Origin of the sequence: Anoxybacillus ayderensis, from assembly GCF_000833605.1 — a bacterium.
Classification (GTDB): domain Bacteria; phylum Bacillota; class Bacilli; order Bacillales; family Anoxybacillaceae; genus Anoxybacillus; species Anoxybacillus ayderensis.
In genome coordinates, this window is sequence record NZ_JXTG01000002.1 from 65,522 (window position 1) to 86,388 (window position 20,867).

17 protein-coding genes and 1 other annotated feature are annotated in these 20,867 nt (G+C 42.5%); of the genes, 15 read left to right on the forward strand and 2 right to left on the reverse strand.

Annotated features, from left to right (window positions below; genetic code table 11):
* The first annotated feature begins 2 nt into the window (after positions 1-2).
* The 5 genes from tig to yihA all read left to right on the forward strand — a co-directional run bounded on the left by tig (position 3) and on the right by yihA (position 7,527).
* Positions 3-1,289 carry a trigger factor gene (gene tig, locus JV16_RS02605; protein ID WP_021093843.1) on the forward strand — a complete coding sequence of 429 codons (1,287 nt, stop codon included), beginning with the start codon at positions 3-5 and terminating at the stop codon, positions 1,287-1,289.
* A 195-nt stretch (positions 1,290-1,484) separates the two neighbouring features.
* Positions 1,485-2,747 (forward strand): ATP-dependent protease ATP-binding subunit ClpX, encoded by a 1,263-nt coding sequence (clpX, locus tag JV16_RS02610; protein WP_021093844.1) that lies wholly within the window; start codon positions 1,485-1,487, stop codon positions 2,745-2,747.
* Between the two features lie 105 nt (positions 2,748-2,852).
* Positions 2,853-4,511: an ATP-dependent protease LonB gene (lonB, locus tag JV16_RS02615; RefSeq protein ID WP_042534110.1), complete on the forward strand. Its 1,659-nt coding sequence runs from the start codon at positions 2,853-2,855 to the stop codon at positions 4,509-4,511.
* A gap of 113 nt (positions 4,512-4,624) precedes the next feature.
* Entirely contained in the window at positions 4,625-6,946 is a 2,322-nt protein-coding gene (lon, locus tag JV16_RS02620; protein WP_042534111.1) for an endopeptidase La, read from the forward strand.
* Positions 6,946-7,527, forward strand: a complete 582-nt coding sequence (yihA, locus tag JV16_RS02625; protein ID WP_021093847.1) for a ribosome biogenesis GTP-binding protein YihA/YsxC — start codon at positions 6,946-6,948, stop codon at positions 7,525-7,527. The genes lon and yihA overlap by 1 nt, the downstream gene beginning before the upstream one ends.
* A gap of 38 nt (positions 7,528-7,565) precedes the next feature.
* Here yihA and JV16_RS02630 read toward each other — a convergent pair whose 3' ends face one another.
* Positions 7,566-8,039: a LiaI-LiaF-like domain-containing protein gene (locus JV16_RS02630; RefSeq protein WP_021093848.1), complete on the reverse strand. Its 474-nt coding sequence runs from the start codon at positions 8,037-8,039 to the stop codon at positions 7,566-7,568.
* A 176-nt stretch (positions 8,040-8,215) separates the two neighbouring features.
* On the opposite strand from JV16_RS02630, the gene hemA reads away from it, so the two are divergent.
* From hemA to JV16_RS02670, 8 genes are all read left to right on the forward strand, one after another.
* Positions 8,216-9,550 carry a glutamyl-tRNA reductase gene (gene hemA / locus JV16_RS02635; protein ID WP_035062871.1) on the forward strand — a complete coding sequence of 445 codons (1,335 nt, stop codon included), beginning with the start codon at positions 8,216-8,218 and terminating at the stop codon, positions 9,548-9,550.
* Between the two features lie 12 nt (positions 9,551-9,562).
* The gene (locus JV16_RS02640) at positions 9,563-10,378 is read left to right on the forward strand and encodes a cytochrome C assembly family protein (protein WP_009361764.1); all 816 of its coding nucleotides are present in this window, start codon (positions 9,563-9,565) and stop codon (positions 10,376-10,378) included.
* Between the two features lie 21 nt (positions 10,379-10,399).
* On the forward strand, positions 10,400-11,326 hold the full coding sequence (gene hemC, locus JV16_RS02645; RefSeq protein ID WP_035062873.1) for a hydroxymethylbilane synthase: 927 nt from the start codon (positions 10,400-10,402) through the stop codon (positions 11,324-11,326).
* The gene (locus JV16_RS02650; protein ID WP_021093851.1) at positions 11,327-12,076 is read left to right on the forward strand and encodes a uroporphyrinogen-III synthase; all 750 of its coding nucleotides are present in this window, start codon (positions 11,327-11,329) and stop codon (positions 12,074-12,076) included.
* A gap of 1 nt (position 12,077) precedes the next feature.
* Positions 12,078-13,052, forward strand: coding sequence for a porphobilinogen synthase (hemB, locus tag JV16_RS02655; RefSeq protein ID WP_021093852.1), 975 nt, complete (start codon positions 12,078-12,080; stop codon positions 13,050-13,052).
* Positions 13,052-14,347, forward strand: coding sequence for a glutamate-1-semialdehyde 2,1-aminomutase (gene hemL, locus JV16_RS02660; RefSeq protein WP_021093853.1), 1,296 nt, complete (start codon positions 13,052-13,054; stop codon positions 14,345-14,347). The genes hemB and hemL overlap by 1 nt, the downstream gene beginning before the upstream one ends.
* An 87-nt stretch (positions 14,348-14,434) precedes the next feature.
* The gene (locus JV16_RS02665) at positions 14,435-15,352 is read left to right on the forward strand and encodes a LysM peptidoglycan-binding domain-containing protein (protein ID WP_021093854.1); all 918 of its coding nucleotides are present in this window, start codon (positions 14,435-14,437) and stop codon (positions 15,350-15,352) included.
* Positions 15,353-15,361: 9 nt separating this feature from the next.
* Positions 15,362-16,276, forward strand: coding sequence for a protein kinase family protein (locus tag JV16_RS02670; protein WP_042534114.1), 915 nt, complete (start codon positions 15,362-15,364; stop codon positions 16,274-16,276).
* Here JV16_RS02670 and JV16_RS02675 read toward each other — a convergent pair.
* Positions 16,261-16,452 carry a hypothetical protein gene (locus tag JV16_RS02675; protein WP_021093856.1) on the reverse strand — a complete coding sequence of 64 codons (192 nt, stop codon included), beginning with the start codon at positions 16,450-16,452 and terminating at the stop codon, positions 16,261-16,263. The two genes, JV16_RS02670 and JV16_RS02675, sit on opposite strands and share 16 nt — an antisense overlap.
* 133 nt (positions 16,453-16,585) lie before the next feature.
* Positions 16,586-16,808, forward strand: a binding site (T-box leader).
* 42 nt (positions 16,809-16,850) lie between these two features.
* Between JV16_RS02675 and JV16_RS02680 the strand changes: the two genes are divergently transcribed.
* Both JV16_RS02680 and JV16_RS02685 read left to right on the forward strand, forming a co-directional pair.
* The gene (locus JV16_RS02680; RefSeq protein ID WP_042534116.1) at positions 16,851-19,475 is read left to right on the forward strand and encodes a valine--tRNA ligase; all 2,625 of its coding nucleotides are present in this window, start codon (positions 16,851-16,853) and stop codon (positions 19,473-19,475) included.
* A 62-nt stretch (positions 19,476-19,537) separates the two neighbouring features.
* On the forward strand, positions 19,538-20,842 hold the full coding sequence (locus tag JV16_RS02685; protein ID WP_042534118.1) for a bifunctional folylpolyglutamate synthase/dihydrofolate synthase: 1,305 nt from the start codon (positions 19,538-19,540) through the stop codon (positions 20,840-20,842).
* Positions 20,843-20,867 lie beyond the last annotated feature (25 nt).

A 20,867-nucleotide genomic window follows, 5' to 3' on the forward strand; every position in this document is an offset into this window, starting at 1 on the left:
ACATGTCGGCGAAATGGGAAAAACTCGAAGGCAATCAAGGCGTTCTTACAGTAGAAGTAGACGCTGAAAAAGTGAATGAAGGATTAGATGAAGCGTTTAAAAAAGTAGTGAAAAAAGTACAAATTCCAGGATTCCGTAAAGGAAAAATTCCTCGCTCTTTATTTGAAAAACGTTTCGGCGTTGAATCGTTATACGCAGATGCGTTAGATATTTTATTGCCAGAGGCATACGCAAAAGCTGTTGAAGAAACAGGCATTGAGCCAGTCGATCGTCCAGAAATCGACGTCGAGCAAATGGAAAAAGGAAAAAGCTTAATTTTCACTGCAAAAGTGACTGTGAAGCCAGAAGTGACGCTTGGTCAATACAAAGGTCTTGAAGTAGAGAAATTAGATGATACAGTAACTGACGAAGACGTCGAACAAGAATTAAAACGTTTGCAAGAGCGTCATGCGGAGCTTGTTGTGAAAGAAGAAGGAACAGTAGAAAACGGTGATACAGTTGTCATCGATTTCGAAGGATTCGTTGACGGTGAAGCGTTTGAAGGCGGAAAAGCAGAAAACTATTCTCTTGTTATCGGTTCAGGTACATTCATCCCAGGATTTGAAGAGCAATTAATCGGCATGGCGGCTGGGGAAGAAAAAGACATTGAAGTGACATTCCCAGAAGAATATCATGCAGAGCAATTAGCTGGTAAACCAGCTGTGTTCAAAATTAAATTGCACGAAATTAAAGCAAAACAACTTCCTGCGCTTGATGACGAGTTTGCGAAAGACGTAGATGAAGAAGTAGAAACATTAGATGCGCTAAAAGAAAAAATAAAAGAGCGCTTAACAAAAGAGAAAAAAGAAGAAGCAGAAGCGGCACTTCGCGATGCGGTTGTTCAAAAAGCAACAGAAAACGCACAAATGGACATCCCAGAAGTGATGGTGAAAAACGAAACAGACCGTATGCTTCGCGAGTTTGAGCAACGTTTACAAATGCAAGGGTTAAACCTTGACTTATACTATCAATTCTCTGGACAAGATGAAGCGGCACTTCGCCAGCAAATGAAAGAAGAAGCAGAAAAACGTGTTCGTGTCACATTGACGCTTGAGGCGATCGTAAAAGCAGAAAACATTGACGTAACAGAAGAAGAAGTAGAAAAAGAACTAGAGGAAATGGCGAACCTTTACAGCTTATCGGTCGATAAGTTAAAAGAACTTTTAGGTACATTAGATGGCTTAAAAGAAGACTTAAAAATGCGCAAAGCAATCGATTTCCTTGTTGAAAACAGCAAAGTTGTTGCATAATGAGAAGAGAAAGAACAAGGTGCATCACGTGCCTTGTTCTTTCCACATATAGTTGCAGTAATGAAAGTTTTCTAACTTTTCGTGCACATTTACGTTTTTATTGGCATACTTTTAAAGATTTATGATAAAATGACGAATACATAACGTTTTTTCTTTTCGTGTACATATGATAGTAGGGAAATAAGGGGTGAAATCATGTTTAAATTTAATGATGAAAAAGGGCAGTTGAAATGCTCGTTTTGTGGCAAAACGCAAGAACAAGTGCGCAAGCTTGTTGCTGGCCCGGGTGTATACATATGCGATGAGTGTATTGAATTGTGTACAGAAATTGTGCAAGAAGAGCTTGGATCGGAAGAAGAAGTAGAGTTCAAAGACGTACCGAAGCCAAAGGAAATTCGTGAAATTTTAGATGAGTACGTCATCGGACAAGACGAAGCGAAAAAAGCGCTTTCTGTAGCGGTATATAACCATTACAAACGCATTAATTCAAACAGCAAAATTGATGAGGTCGAGCTAGCGAAAAGCAATATTTTAATGATCGGGCCGACAGGAAGCGGAAAAACATTACTTGCTCAAACGCTTGCTCGCATTTTAAACGTGCCGTTTGCAATTGCTGATGCGACATCGCTAACAGAAGCGGGATATGTCGGAGAAGACGTTGAAAACATTTTATTAAAGCTTATTCAAGCGGCAGATTACGACATTGAACGTGCAGAAAAAGGAATTATTTATATCGATGAAATCGATAAAATTGCGCGCAAATCAGAAAACCCTTCCATTACGCGCGACGTATCGGGAGAAGGTGTGCAACAAGCGCTATTGAAAATTTTAGAAGGAACAATTGCGAGCGTTCCTCCACAAGGCGGACGGAAACATCCTCATCAAGAGTTCATTCAAATTGATACAACGAACATTTTATTCATTTGTGGTGGGGCGTTTGACGGTTTAGAACCAATTATTAAACGTCGTCTTGGGAAAAAAGTGATCGGCTTTAGCTCAGATGTGCAGGCGGAAGTTGAAGAAAAAGATTTGCTGTCGAAAGTGTTGCCAGAAGACTTATTAAAATTCGGATTAATTCCAGAGTTCGTTGGACGTCTTCCGGTCATTACGAGCTTACAACCACTCGATGAAGATGCGCTTGTTGATATTTTAGTGAAGCCGAAAAATGCCCTTGTCAAGCAATATGAAAAAATGCTCGAACTTGACGATGTCGAACTTGAATTTGAAGAAGAAGCACTTCGAGAAATTGCAAAACGTGCGATTGAACGAAAAACAGGAGCGCGCGGTTTACGCTCTATTATTGAAGGGATTATGCTTGACGTCATGTTTGAATTACCGTCGCGTGAAGATGTGAAAAAATGCGTCATTACGGCAGAGACGGTACGCGGGGAAAAAGCACCGCTTCTCATTTTACACGACGGAACGATCGTCGAGTACGAACGAAAAACATCAGCGTAAATGGAAAAAGATCGATTTTCCGAATCGGAAAGTCGATCTTTTTTTGTTTATTTCCTTGTTTGCTCGGAGATACTATGCGTACAATACATATGCAGGAGGAACGCCATGAATTGGACAAACATTGCGCTACTTATTCAGTTGTTTTTCGGGATTATTATCGGCCTCTACTTTTTAAATTTATTAAAAAGTCAACGCACACAAAAAATTTCAATTGATAAAGAAGCACGAAAAGAGATGGAACAACTTCGCAAAATGCGCTCTATTTCATTAACAGAACCGCTTGCTGAAAAAGTGCGTCCAAAAACGTTTGATGATATTGTCGGCCAAGAAGATGGGATGAAAGCATTAAAAGCGGCATTATGTGGACCGAATCCACAACATGTCATTATTTACGGACCGCCTGGTGTTGGAAAAACAGCAGCTGCCCGCCTCGTATTAGAAGAAGCGAAAAAAAATCCACTATCTCCATTTCGAAAAGATGCTGTATTTATTGAATTAGATGCAACGACGGCTCGATTTGATGAGCGCGGTATTGCTGATCCGCTTATCGGTTCTGTACACGATCCGATTTATCAAGGAGCAGGAGCGATGGGACAAGCCGGTATTCCACAACCGAAACAAGGAGCGGTAACGAATGCTCATGGTGGGGTGTTATTTATTGATGAAATTGGCGAGTTGCATCCGATTCAAATGAATAAGCTGTTAAAAGTGTTAGAAGATCGTAAAGTGTTTTTTGAAAGCGCATATTATAGCGAAGAAAATCCGAATATTCCAAATCATATTCACGACATTTTTCAAAACGGGTTGCCCGCTGATTTTCGACTTGTTGGCGCCACGACACGAACGCCAAATGAAATCCCGCCAGCTATTCGCTCGCGCTGTATGGAAGTATTTTTTAGGGAGTTAGAGCAAGAAGAAATTGCCCAAATTGTGAAAAAGGCCGCAGAAAAAGTAAACCTTCCGATTGAGGAACAAGCAGTTAATGAGCTTGCGATGTATGCTCGGAATGGACGAGAAGCGGTCAATACGCTACAAATCGCAGCGGGAATCGTCATTTCAGAGAAACGATCTAAAATTTTACGACAAGATATCGAATGGGTCATTCAATCAAGCCAACTATCACCGCGATATGAGAAAAAAGTAGGACAAGAAGCAAAAGTCGGATTAGTAAACGGATTAGCGGTTTATGGTCCAAATAGTGGAGCACTATTAGAAATTGAAGTTGCGGTATTGCCGGCAAAAGAAAAGGGAACGATCAATATGACCGGCATTGTCGAAGAGGAGCAAATTGGCGGACAAGGAAAATCCATTCGCCGAAAAAGTATGGCTCGTGGCTCGATAGAAAACGTCATTACTGTTTTACGTACACTTGGTGTTCCTGCCGATCAATATGATATTCACGTCAACTTTCCGGGGGGCGTTCCGATCGATGGTCCTTCGGCTGGTGTTGCGATGGCGATCGGTATTTACTCCGCCATTTATCGTTTACCGATTAATCCAACGGTAGCGATGACTGGGGAAATCGGTGTACATGGAAACGTGAAGCCCGTTGGCGGCATTTTTCCGAAAGTGAAGGCAGCAAAGCAAGCTGGAGCGAAAACAGTCATTATTCCGCGTGGCAATATGCAGTCGATTTTAAGACAAGTGACAGACATTGAGATTGTTCCTGTTGATCATATTAGTGATGTTCTTTCCTTTTTATTTCACGAACATGTTCGTTCTGTTTCGATGCGTCATCATTTACCAAAAACAGAACGAATGTGAAAGCAATCGGCTTCAACGGAGCGTTGAAGTCGATTTTTTACGATGAAAGATTTTACAAACGCTATAATGTACTATACAATAGGGCAATAGAAGTATGATGGAGGTGCGGGGTTGTGGCGAGAAAGAAAAATAAAGTCATTCCACTCTTGCCGTTAAGAGGGTTACTTGTGTTTCCGACGACAGTGTTGCATTTAGACGTTGGGCGGGAAAAATCGGTACAAGCGCTAGAAAAAGCGATGGTTGAAGAAAATCTCGTGTTGTTAACGTCACAAAAAGATGTGCAAATTGATGATCCAGAGCTTGAAGATGTATACGAGATGGGGACGATTGCACGCGTGAAGCAATTGCTGAAGCTCCCGAACGGAACGTTTCGTGTGTTAGTGGAAGGAGTATCGCGTGGAAAAGTAGTCAAGTGGGTAAGTGAAGAGCCGTGCTATGTTGTGCAAGTGGAACCGTTTGTTGATAACGAAAAGGAAGATATAGAGTTTGAAGCGTTGCGTCGAACAATGCTCGAATATTTTGAGCAGTACATAAAGCTATCTAAAAAATTGTCTGCAGATATTTATACGTCTGTCATGGACATTCAGCAAGCGGGACGAATGGCCGATATTATCGCTTCCCATTTGCCGTTAAAGCTTGAAGAAAAACAACGGTTGCTTGAGGCGGTGGATGTAAAAGAACGCGTCCATCAAATCATTCAAATTCTTCATAATGAAAAAGAAATTTTACATTTAGAAAAACGAATTAGCCAGCGTGTGAAGCAATCGATGGAGCGAACGCAAAAAGAATATTATTTGCGCGAACAAATGAAGGCGATTCAAAAAGAGCTCGGCGAAAAGGAAGGAAAAGCGGGCGAAATCGATTTGTTGCGCGAAAAAATTGAACAAGCTGGGATGCCAGAACATGTAAAGGCAACCGCACTAAAAGAATTAGAGCGTTATGAAAAAGTGCCAGCTGCCTCTGCTGAAAGCGGGGTAATTCGTAACTATTTAGATTGGTTACTTGCGTTGCCATGGACGAAACAAACAGAAGATATTCACGATATTCATCGCGCGGAAAAAATTTTAAATGAGGAGCATTACGGGCTTGAGACGGTAAAAGAGCGCGTGTTGGAATATTTAGCTGTTCAACAATTAACAAATTCGTTACGTGGACCGATTCTTTGTTTAGTTGGTCCACCGGGGGTTGGGAAAACATCGCTTGCTCGTTCCATTGCAAAAACGTTAAATCGACATTTCGTTCGCATTTCGCTCGGTGGCGTGCGAGATGAATCAGAAATTCGTGGTCATCGCCGCACGTACGTTGGTGCTTTGCCAGGTCGGATTATTCAAGGAATGAAAAAGGCAGGAACGATTAACCCTGTATTTTTGCTTGATGAAATTGATAAAATGTCAAGCGATTTTCGCGGTGATCCGTCTGCAGCGTTATTGGAAGTGTTGGACCCAGAACAAAACCATTCGTTTAGCGATCATTACATTGAGGAGCCATACGATTTATCAAAAGTGATGTTTATTGCGACAGCAAATACGCTCGCGACAATTCCGCGTCCATTATTAGATCGCATGGAAGTTATTACAATTCCAAGTTATACAGAAATCGAAAAGCTGCATATTGCAAAAGAACATTTATTGCCAAAGCAAATGGAAGCGCACGGCTTACAAAAACGAATGCTCCATATGCGCGATGATGCGATTATGCAAGTCATTCGTTATTATACGCGTGAAGCAGGTGTGCGCAACTTAGAACGTCAGCTTGCTTCCATTTGCCGTAAAGCAGCGAAAACAATCGTATCGGAAGGACGAAAACGAATTGTTGTCACAGAAAAAAATGTGAGCGAGTTTTTAGGAAAGACGAAATATCATTACGGACAGGCGGAAAGTGAAGACCAAGTCGGTGTAGCGACAGGTCTTGCATATACGGCCGGTGGTGGAGATACGCTCGCGATTGAAGTGTCAATCGCTCCTGGAAAAGGAAAATTGACGCTTACCGGTCAATTAGGCGATGTAATGAAAGAGTCTGCCCAAGCAGCATTTACATACATTCGCTCAAAAGCAAAACAATTGGGGATTGATCCGGAGTTTCATGAAAAACTAGACATTCACATTCACGTGCCAGAAGGAGCGGTGCCGAAAGACGGTCCATCAGCAGGAATTACGATGGCAACAGCACTAATTTCCGCATTAACAGGAAAACCGGTCAGCCGCTTTGTCGGCATGACGGGAGAAATTACGTTGCGCGGTCGTGTGCTTGCCATTGGCGGTGTCAAAGAAAAAGTATTAAGCGCTCATCGCGCGGGGTTGAAGAAAGTCATTTTACCGAAAGAAAACGAAAAAGATTTAGAAGATATTCCGGAGATCGTAAAAAAACAATTACAGTTTGTTCTCGTTTCACATATTGATGATGTACTTGAACATGCTTTGGTAGGTGGAGAATGATGAAAATTACAAACGTAGAAATGGTCATTAGCGCTGTGAAGCCAGAACAATACCCAGCAGGACAGCTCCCCGAGTTTGCGCTTGCTGGGCGCTCAAATGTCGGGAAATCATCATTTATTAACAAAATGATTAACCGAAAAAATTTTGCGCGCACATCATCTAAACCGGGAAAAACACAAACATTAAACTTTTATCGAATTAATGATGCGTTATACTTTGTCGACGTACCGGGATATGGATTTGCGAAAGTATCAAAAACCGAACGTGAAGCGTGGGGAAAAATGATTGAAACGTATTTTACGACGCGCGAACAATTGAAAGCAGCATTGTTGATCGTTGATTTGCGTCATCCCCCGACGAAAGATGATGTGATGATGTATGAGTTTTTAAAGCATTACAACATTCCAACGCTCGTCATTGCGACGAAAGCGGATAAAATTCCGCGCGGAAAATGGCAACAACATGCGAAGGTCGCCAAAGAAACATTGCGCCTTATTCCAGATGACGAACTCATTATTTTTTCTGCAGAGACAGGTCAAGGGAAAGATGAAGCATGGGGTGCATTACAAAAATGGATGTAAATAAAAAATGTGGGTGAATGACCCACATTTTTGCATATTTACCCCTTTTTTACGAACAATAAGTACAATCCGAGCAAAATGAACGCCATCGGCCAAATGCGGATGAGTGAATCAAATGTCACGGACGTAAACACTTGTTGAAGCCGATGTGAAAATAAAAAAATAATGGATAGCGCAAACAATAAAATGGTAGGAAGCAATGCTTGCTTTGTTTTTACATATTGTAACAACAACCCGAGTGAGATAATGAGCGTCAACACGCTTACATCATCTGGCCACGCTGAAAGGCGTGAAGCGAGATGGAAATGAATGCCGATCCCAGTAAACGCCACACCGGACAAAATAGCGGAGTAGTCTTTTCCGATATACGCTTGGCCTAAAAAAGCGATGCCAATAATAAACAGCAATGTTGGCCACGTATGGAAAGACGGAAAAAGTGAAAATCGCTCTAGTAAAAAGTACGTTCCAAAACCGATCAAAATAATGCCGGAAAAAATACCACGTTTTTTCATTGAAAATCCCCCAATTCCGTGCGACACTTAAAACAGCATCTGTTCACTAGTTTACTAAATGAACAGCATTTAAGAAAGATCGAAAGTTGTCAAATTGTATTCACACTTTATAAGGAAAAAACAAAATAGACGTGCTATAATGAAATGAGATGACTTTAAAATTCGGGGTGATGGGAATGTATGTCGTCGTTGTCAGCGTAAACTATCGTACAGCCCCTGTCGAAATTCGTGAGAAGTTGACGTTTAATCAAACGGAACTTGCTGAAGCGATGAAAGCGCTACAAAAGCAAAAAAGTATGTTAGAAAACGTCATCGTTTCGACATGTAACCGCACGGAAATTTACGCGGTTGTCGATCAGCTGAACACAGGGCGTTATTATATAAAAACATTTTTAGCGGATTGGTTTGGGCTCGATAAAGAACAAATCGTTCCGTATTTGCACATTTATGAAGAGCGTGAAGCGATTGAGCATTTGTTCCGCGTCGCTTGCGGTCTTGATTCCATGATCTTAGGAGAAACGCAAATTCTTGGGCAAGTGCGCACAAGTTTTCTTTTAGCACAGCAAGAAAACACAATAGGCACGGTGTTTAAACAGCTATTTAAACAAGCGATTACGTTAGCGAAGCGCGCACATGCAGAAACAGAAATTGGTGCAAATGCGGTTTCTGTTAGCTATGCAGCTGTCGAGCTTGCGAAAAAAATTTTTGGCGATTTGAAAAATAAACATGTGCTCGTTTTAGGTGCTGGGAAAATGGGAGAATTGGCGTTGCAAAACTTGTACGGAAGCGGCGTCAAACGTGTGACAGTTGTGAATCGCACGTTTGAAAAGGCGCAACAACTTGCAGAACGATTTAATGGGGATGCTAAGCCGTTATCCCAATTGCAATGTGCGCTGTTAGAAGCGGATATTTTAATTAGTTCGACGGGCGCAAAGCAATACGTCATCACAAAAGAAACGATGGCAGTGATTGAAAAAATGCGCAAAGGTCGTCCATTTTTTATGATTGATATTGCTGTACCACGCGATTTAGACCCGGCGCTTGCTGAATTAGATAGCGTCTTTTTATACGACATTGACGACTTGCAAGATATTGTTGAAGCGAACTTGGCGGAGCGAAAAAAGGCAGCGGAGCAAATTGAGCGCATGATTGCTGAGGAAATGGACGAGTTTCAACAATGGCTGCATATGCTTGGTGTCGTTCCTATTATTGCAGCTTTGCGCGAGAAGGCGATGCTCATTCAAGAAGAAACGATGAAAAGTTTAGAACGAAAATTGCCACATTTATCAGAACGAGATAAAAAAGTATTAAACAAACATACAAAAAGCATCGTCAATCAATTGTTGCGCGATCCGATTTTGCGCGCAAAAGAATTGGCTGCAGAGGACAATGCAGAAGAAGCGCTTCAGTTGTTTATGAAAATTTTCAATATTGAACAACAAGTGAAGCAGCAACAAAAAGAGATGAGCTGTGTTCACGAGCGAGCAACAGAACCATCTTTTCAATCGTAAGGAAGATCATATATGTTTGACATGACGAGATGGTACGAACTCTCGCTTCTTTTACATGCATCGTCCGTTTTGTTTTATTTTATTGATTTTCTTCACCACAACCGGAAGGCAAACCGTATTGCTTTCGGGTTGCTTTCTATTGTTTGGGGGATGCAAACATTTTTCTTTTTTGCGAGAATGGTCGAAACAGGAAGATTTCCTGTTTTAACGCTTGCGGAGGGGCTGTCGTTTTATGCGTGGCTACTAATTACGTTATCGCTTGCGATTAACGGATGGCTACGCGTTGATTTCCTCGTCTTTTTTACAAACGTATTAGCGTTTTTTATTCTTTCATTGCATACGTTCGCACCGACGCCGTACACCGTTGGCATTGCTGAACAACTCATGTCAGAGCTATTGTTTATCCATATTACGATGGCCATTTTATCGTACGGAGCATTTTCGATTTCATTTATGTTTTCGCTTTTATATTTGCTTCAATATGAGCTATTAAAGAAAAAAAAATGGGGAAAACGGTTATGGCGACTCGGCGACTTAGCGAAGCTTGACGATCTTTCTTATGTGTTAAACGGCGTCGGTGTGCCAGTTTTATTATTAAGTTTAATTTTAGGTATTGTTTGGGCATACATGAAAGTAGATCATTTCGTTTTATATGACGCAAAAGTGCTCGGTTCGTTTACTGTATTTGCAACATACAGTTTTTATTTATATAAGCGAGCTGTCAAAGGGATACAAGGAAAAGAAATGGCGCTTTGGAATATCGGATCGTTTCTTATTTTGCTTATTAATTTCTTTTTGTTTGGCACGTTATCGCAATTTCACTTTTAACGACTGTTGGAGGAAAGCATGATGAGAAAAATCATTGTTGGTTCGCGCCGAAGCAAGTTAGCGTTAACCCAGACGAATTGGGTCATCGAGCAACTGAAACAGCTCGGTGCGCCATTTGAATTTGAAGTAAAAGAAATTGTCACAAAAGGCGATCAAATTTTACATGTGACGTTATCGAAAGTCGGAGGCAAAGGGCTGTTTGTAAAAGAAATTGAACAGGCGATGCTAGATGGCGAAATTGATTTTGCGGTTCACAGTATGAAAGATATGCCGGCCGTTCTACCTGACGGATTAATGATCGGATGTGTGCCGAAGCGTGAAGATCATCGCGATGTGCTTATTTCGAAAGGGCATATTCCGTTTGAACAATTGCCAAGTGGAGCGATTGTTGGAACGAGCAGTTTACGCCGCTCGGCACAACTGTTATCTGTCCGCCCAGACTTGAAGATTCAATGGATTCGCGGCAACATCGATACTCGTTTAGCAAAGCTACAAACAGATGAGTACGATGCGATTATATTAGCAGCTGCTGGTTTGCATCGCATGGGCTGGGCGAAAGAAGTAGTGACACAATATTTGCCGACTGACATATGTGTTCCAGCTGTTGGACAAGGGGCGTTGGCTATTGAATGTCGAGAAGATGATGCAGAGTTATTGCACTGGTTAAACAAGTTGACTGACGAGCAGACAGAACGCGCTGTTCGTGCAGAGCGCGCATTTTTACAGCGCATTGAAGGCGGTTGCCAAGTTCCTGTGGCTGGGTATGCGTACGTGGATGGGGAGATCGTCGTGCTTACAGCGCTTGTTGCGACGCCGAACGGAACAGAAGTGTTAAAAGAAGTTGTGCGAGGAACAGAACCAGAAGAAGTAGGCATGGAGGCGGCACAGCGATTAATCGAACGAGGAGCGAAACAGCTCATTGAACGTGTGTTAAAGGAGCTGGGGTAAATGCTTCGGGGGAAACGGGTGCTTGTGACGCGCGAGAAAGCGCAAGCAAAAGCGTTATCGCAAACGTTAGAACGATACGGTGCGATTCCTGTGGAACTGCCGTTAATTCGCATCGTACGAGCGGAACAGACGAATCAGGAATTGTTGCATAAGTGGCATACGTTTGATTGGATCGTATTTACGAGTCAAAACGGCGTCAAATACTTTTTCGAGCACATTGGCGAAATGAAGCCGTCAACGTGGCCAAAAGTGGCAGTGGTAGGAGAAAAAACAGCAAAAGCATTGCAAAAACGAAACGTCGTTGTTGATTTGATTCCAAATGAGTTTGTGGCTGAAAGTTTGGCCGAAGCGTTAAAGCCGTTGCTTTCAGCGCATGCGCGCGTTTTGCTTGTGAAAGGAAACTTAGCGCGCGATACGTTGCGCGAGCAATTAAGCAACATAGCGAACGTGACCGATTGGATTGTATACGAAACGACATACAACGAAGAAGCAAAACCACAACTCATTCATTTTCTTCAGCAACGAATGATTGATGCGATCACGTTTACAAGCTCATCGACGGTACATAGTTTTGCACAAGCGATCGCAGGGGAAAACGTTGACTTGTCTTTCGTCACAATCGCATGTATCGGTCCGATTACGAAACAAACTGCACTTCAGCTTGGACTTCCTGTTCACGTTTGTCCACATACATATACAATCGACGAGATGGTTGAACAACTTCATCAATATTTTACAAGGAGTGAATAATATGCAATTTGCACGTCATCGACGTTTGCGCCAAACGGCCAATTTGCGAGCTATGGTACGTGAAACACATCTCCATACGGAAGATTTCATTTATCCGATTTTTGTCATCGAAGGAGAAAAAATAAAAAATGAAGTGCCATCCATGCCTGGTGTGTATCAGCAGTCGCTCGATTATGCGCTTGAAGATGTGAGCGAAGCTGTTGACTTAGGCATTCGTTCCATTATCGTGTTTGGTGTACCAAATGAAAAAAATGACATCGCTTCGCAAGCATATTGTGAGCACGGCATCGTTCAACGTGCTATTCGTGCGATAAAGGATGCGTTTCCTGAACTTGTTGTTATTGCTGATACGTGCTTATGCCATTATACGAGCCATGGCCATTGTGGTATCGTAGAAAACGGGACGATTATTAATGACGATACGCTCGAATTGTTAGCGAAAACAGCAGTAAGTCAAGCGAAAGCCGGAGCGGACATCATCGCACCGTCCAATATGATGGATGGGTTTGTCACAGCGATTCGGCAAGCGTTAGATGAAGAAGGATTTACATATGTCCCGATCATGTCTTATGCGGTCAAATATGCTTCTGCATTTTACGGACCGTTTCGTGATGCCGCGCATAGCGCACCACAATTCGGGGATCGTAAAACGTACCAAATGGATGCTGCTAATCGTCTAGAAGCGTTTCGTGAAGCGCAAGCAGATGTGGACCAAGGAGCCGACTTTTTAATGGTGAAACCGGCACTGTCTTATTTAGACATTATTCGCGACTTGAAAAACCATTTCCATTTGCCGATCGTTGCTTACAACGTGAGCGGGGAATATGCGATGGTGAAAGCAGCGGAACAAAACGGTTGGATCGATGAAAAAGCAGTTGTACTTGAAATGTTAACGAGCATGAAGCGAGCCGGAGCGGACTTAATTTTAACGTATTTTGCGAAAGATGTTGCTCGTTGGTTAAAGGGGGAAAAGTGATGCGTAGCTATGAACGTTCCAAAGCGGCATATGCTGAAGCAGTGAAACTGATGCCTGGTGGGGTAAATAGCCCGGTGCGCGCATTTAAATCGGTGAAAATGGATCCGATTTTTATGGCGCGAGGAAAAGGATCAAAAATTTACGACATTGATGGAAACGAATATATTGATTACGTTTTATCGTGGGGACCGCTTATTTTAGGTCATGCAAACGATCAAGTTGTCGAGGCGTTAAAACGAGTAGCAGAAACGGGAACAAGTTTCGGGGCCCCAACGTTAATCGAAAATGAACTCGCTAAACTTGTGATGGAGCGCATGCCGTCCATTGAAATCATTCGCATGGTTAGCTCAGGAACGGAAGCGACGATGAGCGCTCTTCGTTTAGCGCGGGGGTATACAGGACGAAATAAAATTGTGAAATTTGAAGGTTGTTATCATGGACATGGTGATTCGCTTTTAATTAAAGCCGGATCAGGTGTCGCGACGCTCGGCTTGCCAGATAGCCCGGGAGTGCCAGAAACGATTGCCCAACATACGATTACCGTCCCGTACAACGACTTACAAAGCGTACGTTATGCGTTTGAAAAGTTTGGAGAAGATATCGCAGCTGTCATTGTAGAACCTGTCGCTGGAAACATGGGAGTTGTTCCACCAGAGCCTGGTTTCTTACAAGGATTGCGCGATGTGACGAACGAATACGGTGCACTTCTTATTTTTGATGAAGTGATGACATGTTTCCGTGTAGACTATTATAGCGGTCAAGGATATTATGGTGTCACTCCTGATTTAACATGTCTTGGAAAAGTCATCGGTGGTGGACTACCAGTTGGCGCATACGGTGGTCGTGCCGATATTATGGAGAAAATTGCGCCAAGCGGTCCAATTTATCAAGCGGGCACGTTATCGGGAAATCCGATGGCGATGACAGCAGGTTATGAAACGTTGCGTCAATTGACGCCAGAGACATACGAAACGTTCAAGAAAAAAGCGAATCGGTTAGCAGAAGGACTAAGCGAAGCGGCAAAAGCGTATGGCATTCCACATACAATTAACCAAGCGGGCTCGATGATCGGCATTTTCTTTACAAATGAGCGTGTCATCAATTACGAAACAGCGAAAACATCCGATTTAGACTTGTTTGCTTGCTATTATCAAGAAATGGCGAACGAAGGAATTTTCTTGCCACCATCTCAATTTGAAGGCATGTTTTTGTCGACTGCGCATACAGATGAAGATATTGAAAAGACGATTGAAGCAGCGCGACGTGCGTTTGCAAAAATTAGCGATTGCCTATAAGGCGTCGCTTTTTTTATGCATACTTCTTTTTTCCCTCTCATACTCATAGTAATGTGAAATGACTTGGACGTTGAAGGAGAGATGAGCATGTTGCGTTTTTCAATTGAAGAAGCGATTGCCTTTCGACGTGAACATCACGTTGATCAATTATTATCCATTTCGCTACAGCCGACGATTACGATTGAGGAACAAGAAGATTATGTGTATATTCGCGGTGTGCTAGAGTTATCGGGAGAATATACGAAACGAGAAGAAGACGAAGACGTCGATCAACCGTTTGAAGCGGTTCGCTATGTGGAACATGTACGTATAAATGATGAACAAATTGGTGAATTTTTGCATCAATTCCCGATCGACGTTACCGTACCGAAAGAGCGAATTGATGACATTGAACAAGTATATGTAATGATTGAATCGTTCGATTATGATTTAAGGCAGCATGAATTACGTTTCATTGCAGAAGTAGCGATTCACGGCATTCAAATGGATCATGATCGCGAAGATGACGAATGGGAGCCGTACAACGTAGACGATTTCGAGCCGTTTGAAGCTGTTGCTCGGGAAGAAGTATATCAACAGGAAGAAACAGAAGAAGAACAAGGGAGTATCGTCAACGTTCCGAAATTTTATATGTTTCATGAAGAAAGCGAACAAGTAGAAGAACCGTCTTTTCAACATGAGCAAGTAGAAGATGACGGTGAAGTCGAACGAGCGGAAGAACAAAAAGAAGAAAAACAACCGTTTCAACTTGAAATGAAAGGGAGAGATACAAACGAAAAACGAAATGAAAACGCCTTGTACTTAACAAAGCTATTCGGCAAAAATGAAGAACAGGCGTTTGCTCGTTTAAAAATTTGTATTGTCCAACAAGGTGATTCGTTGGACAAGATTGCCGAGCGATACGATGTATCTGTCCAACAGTTGTTGCGCACAAACCATTTAGAAAGCGGTGCGGATATACACGAAGGTCAGTTGTTATACATTCCAACGCCAAGTAAAGTGTAAAAGGGTTGCATGATGATGCAAACGGTGCAACAACATAAGAATGTAGAGAGATGGAAAACGACAAATGGAACATATGCGCTTAAACGAGTGAAATCTTTGGCACATTGGCAGGCGATTGAGCAAGCCCATCGCTTACGCATACCGCTCGCCATTCCGATTTATGAAACGAAAAAGCGAGATGGGCAATGGTACTATATTATGCCGTGGCTAAAAGAAAAAACGGATCCGGGGTCGTCGTTTTTTCACGATTTGGCACGATGGCATAAACATTCGTTAAAAGAAATACAAACGACTGAAACAGAAATTGAGCGGTATTACGAAGAAAGCAAACTTTCCCTTGAGGACGCTAAAAAAACATTGACTCATTATATAGAAACATGTGAAAAACAATGGTATATGTCTCCGTTTCAACTACAATGTTGCACTCATTTCCTCGACATCATGCGCGCCATTACATTTTCTGAACATACGTTAAATGAGTGGCGCGAGCGAATGCGGGAAAAAAAGACGGTTCGCATTTGTTATATTCACGGTCGTCCATCGTTTCAACATTACGTCGAGCGAGACGACGGAACATCATATTTTATTAGTTTTGAACAAGCGCGCTGGGCGCCTCCATTTCATGATTTACTTTTATTTTTTCGACAATATTTGCAAACGTATCCGATGACATGTGATGACGCTGTACAATGGCTTTCACAATATGAACAAACATTAGCACTTGAAGAAGATGAGCGACTTTTATTTTTTCATTTACTTGTGGATCCATATCGGTTTGTTCGTCTCATTCATCGATACGAGCAACAGCGACATCATCGACAAATGACAGCTGTTTGGCAACGAGCGTATTGGCAAATGAAAAACATCGAATATGTCATCGGAAAGTGGGAAGAAGAAAAGCAAACAAATCAAATCCAATCGTAATGTAAAGCGAATGAAAGAAAAATGAAAATAGCGAGTAAAATAACGTCGATTGTTGTTGGAAATAAAACGGTACGGATCGCTTGAACAACGGTAATCGGAATGATGCATTGTTCAGCAATAAAGCGAAGTTTTCTAAGCCACGGTGGCCAAGCGTACGGATTGTAACGTTTACGCATATGCTCACATCCTTTTTACACGTTTTGCTCCTTCGAGGGGCTTTTCTTTTTTATCATATGTATAAAAGAGTGAAAATGTGGCAAACCTTATTGACGATTCGTATGATTTTTATATAGTATTATGTATGAATAGAAAAAAGCGAAGATAGGGAAGAGTACGGCGTAACCCGCCTTGCAGAGAGGGAAATCAATAGCTGCGAGATTTCCTAGGTTTGTGGTCGTCGGAAGGTCGCCCCGGAGCTGCTTCTTTGAACGATAGTAGAAGAAGCCGGCACGTCGCCGTTATCGATTTGAGTGCTTAAGCATCGCTTAAGAAAAAAGGTGGTACCGCGAAAGAGTCTCCTTTCGTCCTTTTCGGATGAAGGGAGTTTTTTATTTTAGTGAAGGAGGGATTTTTTATGTTACCGCCAAAATATGACCACCGTGCTGTCGAGGCAAATCGTTATGAATGGTGGTTAAAAGGAAAGTTTTTTGAGGCAACAAGCGATGAGAAGAAAAAGCCATTTACGATCGTCATTCCACCGCCAAATGTGACAGGAAAGCTTCATTTAGGACATGCGTGGGATACGACGTTACAAGACATTATTACACGGATGAAGCGCATGCAAGGGTACGACGTCTTATGGCTTCCGGGCATGGATCATGCGGGAATTGCGACGCAAGCGAAAGTAGAAGAAAAGCTTCGTCACGAAGGAAAAACACGCTACGATTTAGGGCGTGAACGATTTGTGGAAGAAACATGGAAGTGGAAAGAAGAATATGCGGGACATATTCGTTCTCAATGGGCGAAGCTCGGTCTTGGGCTCGATTATACGCGCGAGCGCTTCACGCTTGATGAAGGGTTATCAAAAGCAGTGCGGGAAGTATTCGTTTCGTTATATAAAAAAGGGCTCATTTACCGCGGCGAATATATTATTAACTGGGATCCGGTGACGAAAACAGCGCTATCGGACATTGAAGTAGTATACAAAGATGTGCAAGGTGCGCTATACCATATGCGTTATCCGCTTGCGGACGGTTCTGGCTATATTGAAGTGGCAACGACGCGTCCGGAAACGATGCTTGGCGATACAGCAGTTGCGGTTCATCCAGAAGATGAGCGTTACAAACACCTTATTGGAAAAACAGTCATTTTACCGATCGTTGGTCGTGAAATTCCGATTGTCGGCGATGAATACGTCGATATGTCGTTCGGTTCAGGGGCGGTCAAAATTACGCCAGCACACGATCCAAACGACTTTGAAATCGGCAACCGTCACAACTTGCCGCGCATTCTTGTGATGAACGAAGACGGTACAATGAACGACAACGCCCTTCAATATAAGGGACTTGATCGTTTCGAATGCCGAAAACAAATCGTGAAAGATTTACAAGAACAAGGCGTGCTATTTAAAATCGAAGAACATATGCATGCAGTCGGTCATAGTGAGCGTAGCGGTGCAGTCGTTGAACCGTATTTATCGACGCAATGGTTTGTGAAAATGAAGCCGCTCGCTGAAGCTGCCATTGAACTACAAAAAACAGAAGGAAAAGTAAATTTCGTTCCGGAACGATTTGAAAAAACGTATTTACATTGGATGGAAAGTATTCGTGACTGGTGCATTTCCCGTCAGCTTTGGTGGGGACATCGCATTCCAGCATGGTACCATAAAGAAACGGGCGAAGTGTATGTAGATCATGAGCCACCAGCAGATATCGAAAATTGGGAGCAAGATCCAGATGTATTAGATACATGGTTCAGCTCTGCGCTTTGGCCGTTTTCGACGATGGGTTGGCCAGATGAAACATCGGCAGATTACAATCGCTATTACCCAACAGATGTGCTCGTGACAGGCTATGACATTATTTTCTTCTGGGTATCGCGCATGATTTTCCAAGCGTTAGAGTTTACTGGAAAACGTCCATTTAAAGATGTGCTTATTCACGGATTAGTGCGCGATGCGCAAGGACGGAAAATGAGTAAATCGCTTGGCAATGGCGTCGATCCGATGGATGTCATCGATCGGTACGGTGCGGATTCGCTTCGCTATTTCTTAGCGACAGGAAGCGCGCCGGGTCAAGATTTGCGCTTTAGCACAGAAAAAGTTGAAGCGACATGGAACTTTGTCAATAAAATTTGGAATGCGTCTCGTTTTGCGCTTATGAACATGGAAGGATTCACGTATGATGACATCGACTTAAACGGTGAAAAAACGGTTGCAGATCATTGGATTTTAACGCGCTTAAATGAAACGATCGAAACGGTGACAAAACTTGCAGATAAATACGAGTTTGGCGAAGTCGGTCGCGTGTTATATAACTTCATTTGGGATGATTTATGCGATTGGTATATTGAGATGGCGAAGTTACCGTTATACGGTGAAGATGAACAAGCGAAAAAGACGACGCGCTCGGTGCTTGCTTATGTGCTTGATCAAACGATGCGCCTCCTTCATCCGTTTATGCCGTTTGTAACGGAAGAAATTTGGCAACAGCTTCCGCATAAAGGAGAGTCGATTACAGTTGCTCCGTGGCCGCAAGTTCGTCCTGAACTAAGCAATCATGAAGCTGCTGAGCAAATGCGTTTGCTTGTTGATATTATTCGCGCGGTGCGTAACATTCGCGCTGAAGTAAATACTCCATTAAGCAAGCCAATTACGTTACACATTAAAGCGAAAGATGAGCACATTGCAACAACGCTTGAGAAAAACCGCTCATATATTGAGCGTTTCTGCAATCCGAGTGAACTTGTGATTGGCACAGCGATTCCAACTGTTGAAAAAGCGATGACAGCTGTTGTGACAGGTGCGGAACTAAGCTTGCCGCTTGAAGGATTAATTAATATTGAAGAAGAAGTGAAACGCCTCGAAAAAGAGTTACAAAAACTCGATCAAGAAGTCGAGCGTGTGCAAAAGAAATTAAGCAATGAAGGATTTTTAGCGAAAGCGCCAGCGCACGTCGTCGAAGAGGAGCGGAAAAAAGAGCGCGACTATATAGAAAAACGTGAAGCTGTTCGCGCCCGTCTTGCACAATTAAAGCAATAGTTTTATGATGAAGACGAATCCACTTTGGGTTCGTCTTTCATTTTGCACAGGAGGGATTTTTGATGGTTCGCACATGTAAAGAAGCAGTCGATTGGATTCATAGTCGTTTATCATTCGGCGTAAAGCCGGGATTGAAACGAATGGAATGGATGATGGAAAAACTCGGTCATCCACAACGCCGCATAAAAGCAATTCATGTTGGTGGAACGAATGGAAAAGGTTCAACCGTTTGTTTTTTACGTCATATATTACAAGAAGCAGGGTATCGTGTCGGAACATTTACATCGCCTTATGTTGAACAATTTAATGAACGGATTAGCATCAATGGGCAACCGATTTGTGACGTTGATTTAATGAAACTCGTCCAAGTCATTCAACCTTTGGCAGAAGAATTAGAACAGACGGAATTAGGTGGTCCGACTGAATTTGAAGTCATTACGGCTATGGCGCTTTATTACTTTGGAAAAATGAACGTACAAGACGTCGTCATTTTTGAAGTAGGACTTGGTGGTCGCTTAGATTCGACGAACGTCATTTATCCGCTCTTATCGGTGATTACAAATGTCGGTTACGATCATATACATATATTAGGGAATACACTTGAACAAATCGCATTTGAAAAAGCGGGAATTATAAAAGCAGGGATCCCTGTTGTAACTGCGATCGACCAGCCTGAAGCTGTACGGGTCGTAGAGGAAAAAGCAGTATCTGTACGTTCGAAAGTATATGCGCTCGGTCGCGATTTTACCGTTTTCGCTCATGAACCGACGAGCGATGGGGAACGTTTTTCATTACAAACACCGTTTACGACATATCATGATGTCACGACGGCGATGTTTGGCGGGCATCAAGTGAAAAACGCAGCACTTGCGCTAATGGCGGCTGATTATTTACGCACGTATTATTCGTTTTTGATTGAGCGAGAACATATGTATAACGGCGTTCGGAAAGCCGAGTGGCTTGGACGATTTGAAAAGATGAACGATCGCCCACTTATTATTATTGATGGGGCGCATAACGAAGAAGGAATCGATAGCCTCGTGGCGACAATGAACGCTCATTATCCGAACCATCGTGTGCATGTCCTTTTTACAGCGTTAGGGGATAAACCAGTCACAGCGATGATTCGAAAACTAGAAACGATTGCACATACGCTGACGTTTACAACATTTGATTTTCCACGCGCTCTTTCCGCTGAACAACTAGCGGAACAAGCGACACATCCAAACGTTCAATGCACGAACGATTGGAAGCAATGGCTAAAAGAAAAACGAAAACAAGCGGGAAAAGACGACATCATTTTAATTACAGGTTCGCTTTATTTCATCTCAAACGTACGAAATTTTATAAAAAATAAATATAAATAATGGCAAGATTACTGGTATAATAGAT

Excerpts from the sequence above, each read along its gene's own strand:
- tig (WP_021093843.1), top strand. The coding sequence starts at position 3 with ATGTCGGCGAAATGGGAAAAACTCGAAGGCAATCAAGGCGTTCTTACA.
- clpX (WP_021093844.1), top strand. The coding sequence starts at position 1,485 with ATGTTTAAATTTAATGATGAAAAAGGGCAGTTGAAATGCTCGTTTTGT.
- hemC (WP_035062873.1), top strand. The coding sequence starts at position 10,400 with ATGAGAAAAATCATTGTTGGTTCGCGCCGAAGCAAGTTAGCGTTAACC.
- hemA (WP_035062871.1), top strand. The coding sequence starts at position 8,216 with ATGTATGTCGTCGTTGTCAGCGTAAACTATCGTACAGCCCCTGTCGAA.
- JV16_RS02685 (WP_042534118.1), top strand. The coding sequence starts at position 19,538 with ATGGTTCGCACATGTAAAGAAGCAGTCGATTGGATTCATAGTCGTTTA.
- JV16_RS02665 (WP_021093854.1), top strand. The coding sequence starts at position 14,435 with ATGTTGCGTTTTTCAATTGAAGAAGCGATTGCCTTTCGACGTGAACAT.
- JV16_RS02650 (WP_021093851.1), top strand. The coding sequence starts at position 11,327 with ATGCTTCGGGGGAAACGGGTGCTTGTGACGCGCGAGAAAGCGCAAGCA.
- JV16_RS02680 (WP_042534116.1), top strand. The coding sequence starts at position 16,851 with ATGTTACCGCCAAAATATGACCACCGTGCTGTCGAGGCAAATCGTTAT.
- lonB (WP_042534110.1), top strand. The coding sequence starts at position 2,853 with ATGAATTGGACAAACATTGCGCTACTTATTCAGTTGTTTTTCGGGATT.
- hemL (WP_021093853.1), top strand. The coding sequence starts at position 13,052 with ATGCGTAGCTATGAACGTTCCAAAGCGGCATATGCTGAAGCAGTGAAA.
- hemB (WP_021093852.1), top strand. The coding sequence starts at position 12,078 with ATGCAATTTGCACGTCATCGACGTTTGCGCCAAACGGCCAATTTGCGA.
- JV16_RS02670 (WP_042534114.1), top strand. The coding sequence starts at position 15,362 with ATGATGATGCAAACGGTGCAACAACATAAGAATGTAGAGAGATGGAAA.
- JV16_RS02630 (WP_021093848.1), bottom strand. The coding sequence starts at position 8,039 with ATGAAAAAACGTGGTATTTTTTCCGGCATTATTTTGATCGGTTTTGGA.
- yihA (WP_021093847.1), top strand. The coding sequence starts at position 6,946 with ATGAAAATTACAAACGTAGAAATGGTCATTAGCGCTGTGAAGCCAGAA.
- JV16_RS02640 (WP_009361764.1), top strand. The coding sequence starts at position 9,563 with ATGTTTGACATGACGAGATGGTACGAACTCTCGCTTCTTTTACATGCA.
- JV16_RS02675 (WP_021093856.1), bottom strand. The coding sequence starts at position 16,452 with ATGCGTAAACGTTACAATCCGTACGCTTGGCCACCGTGGCTTAGAAAA.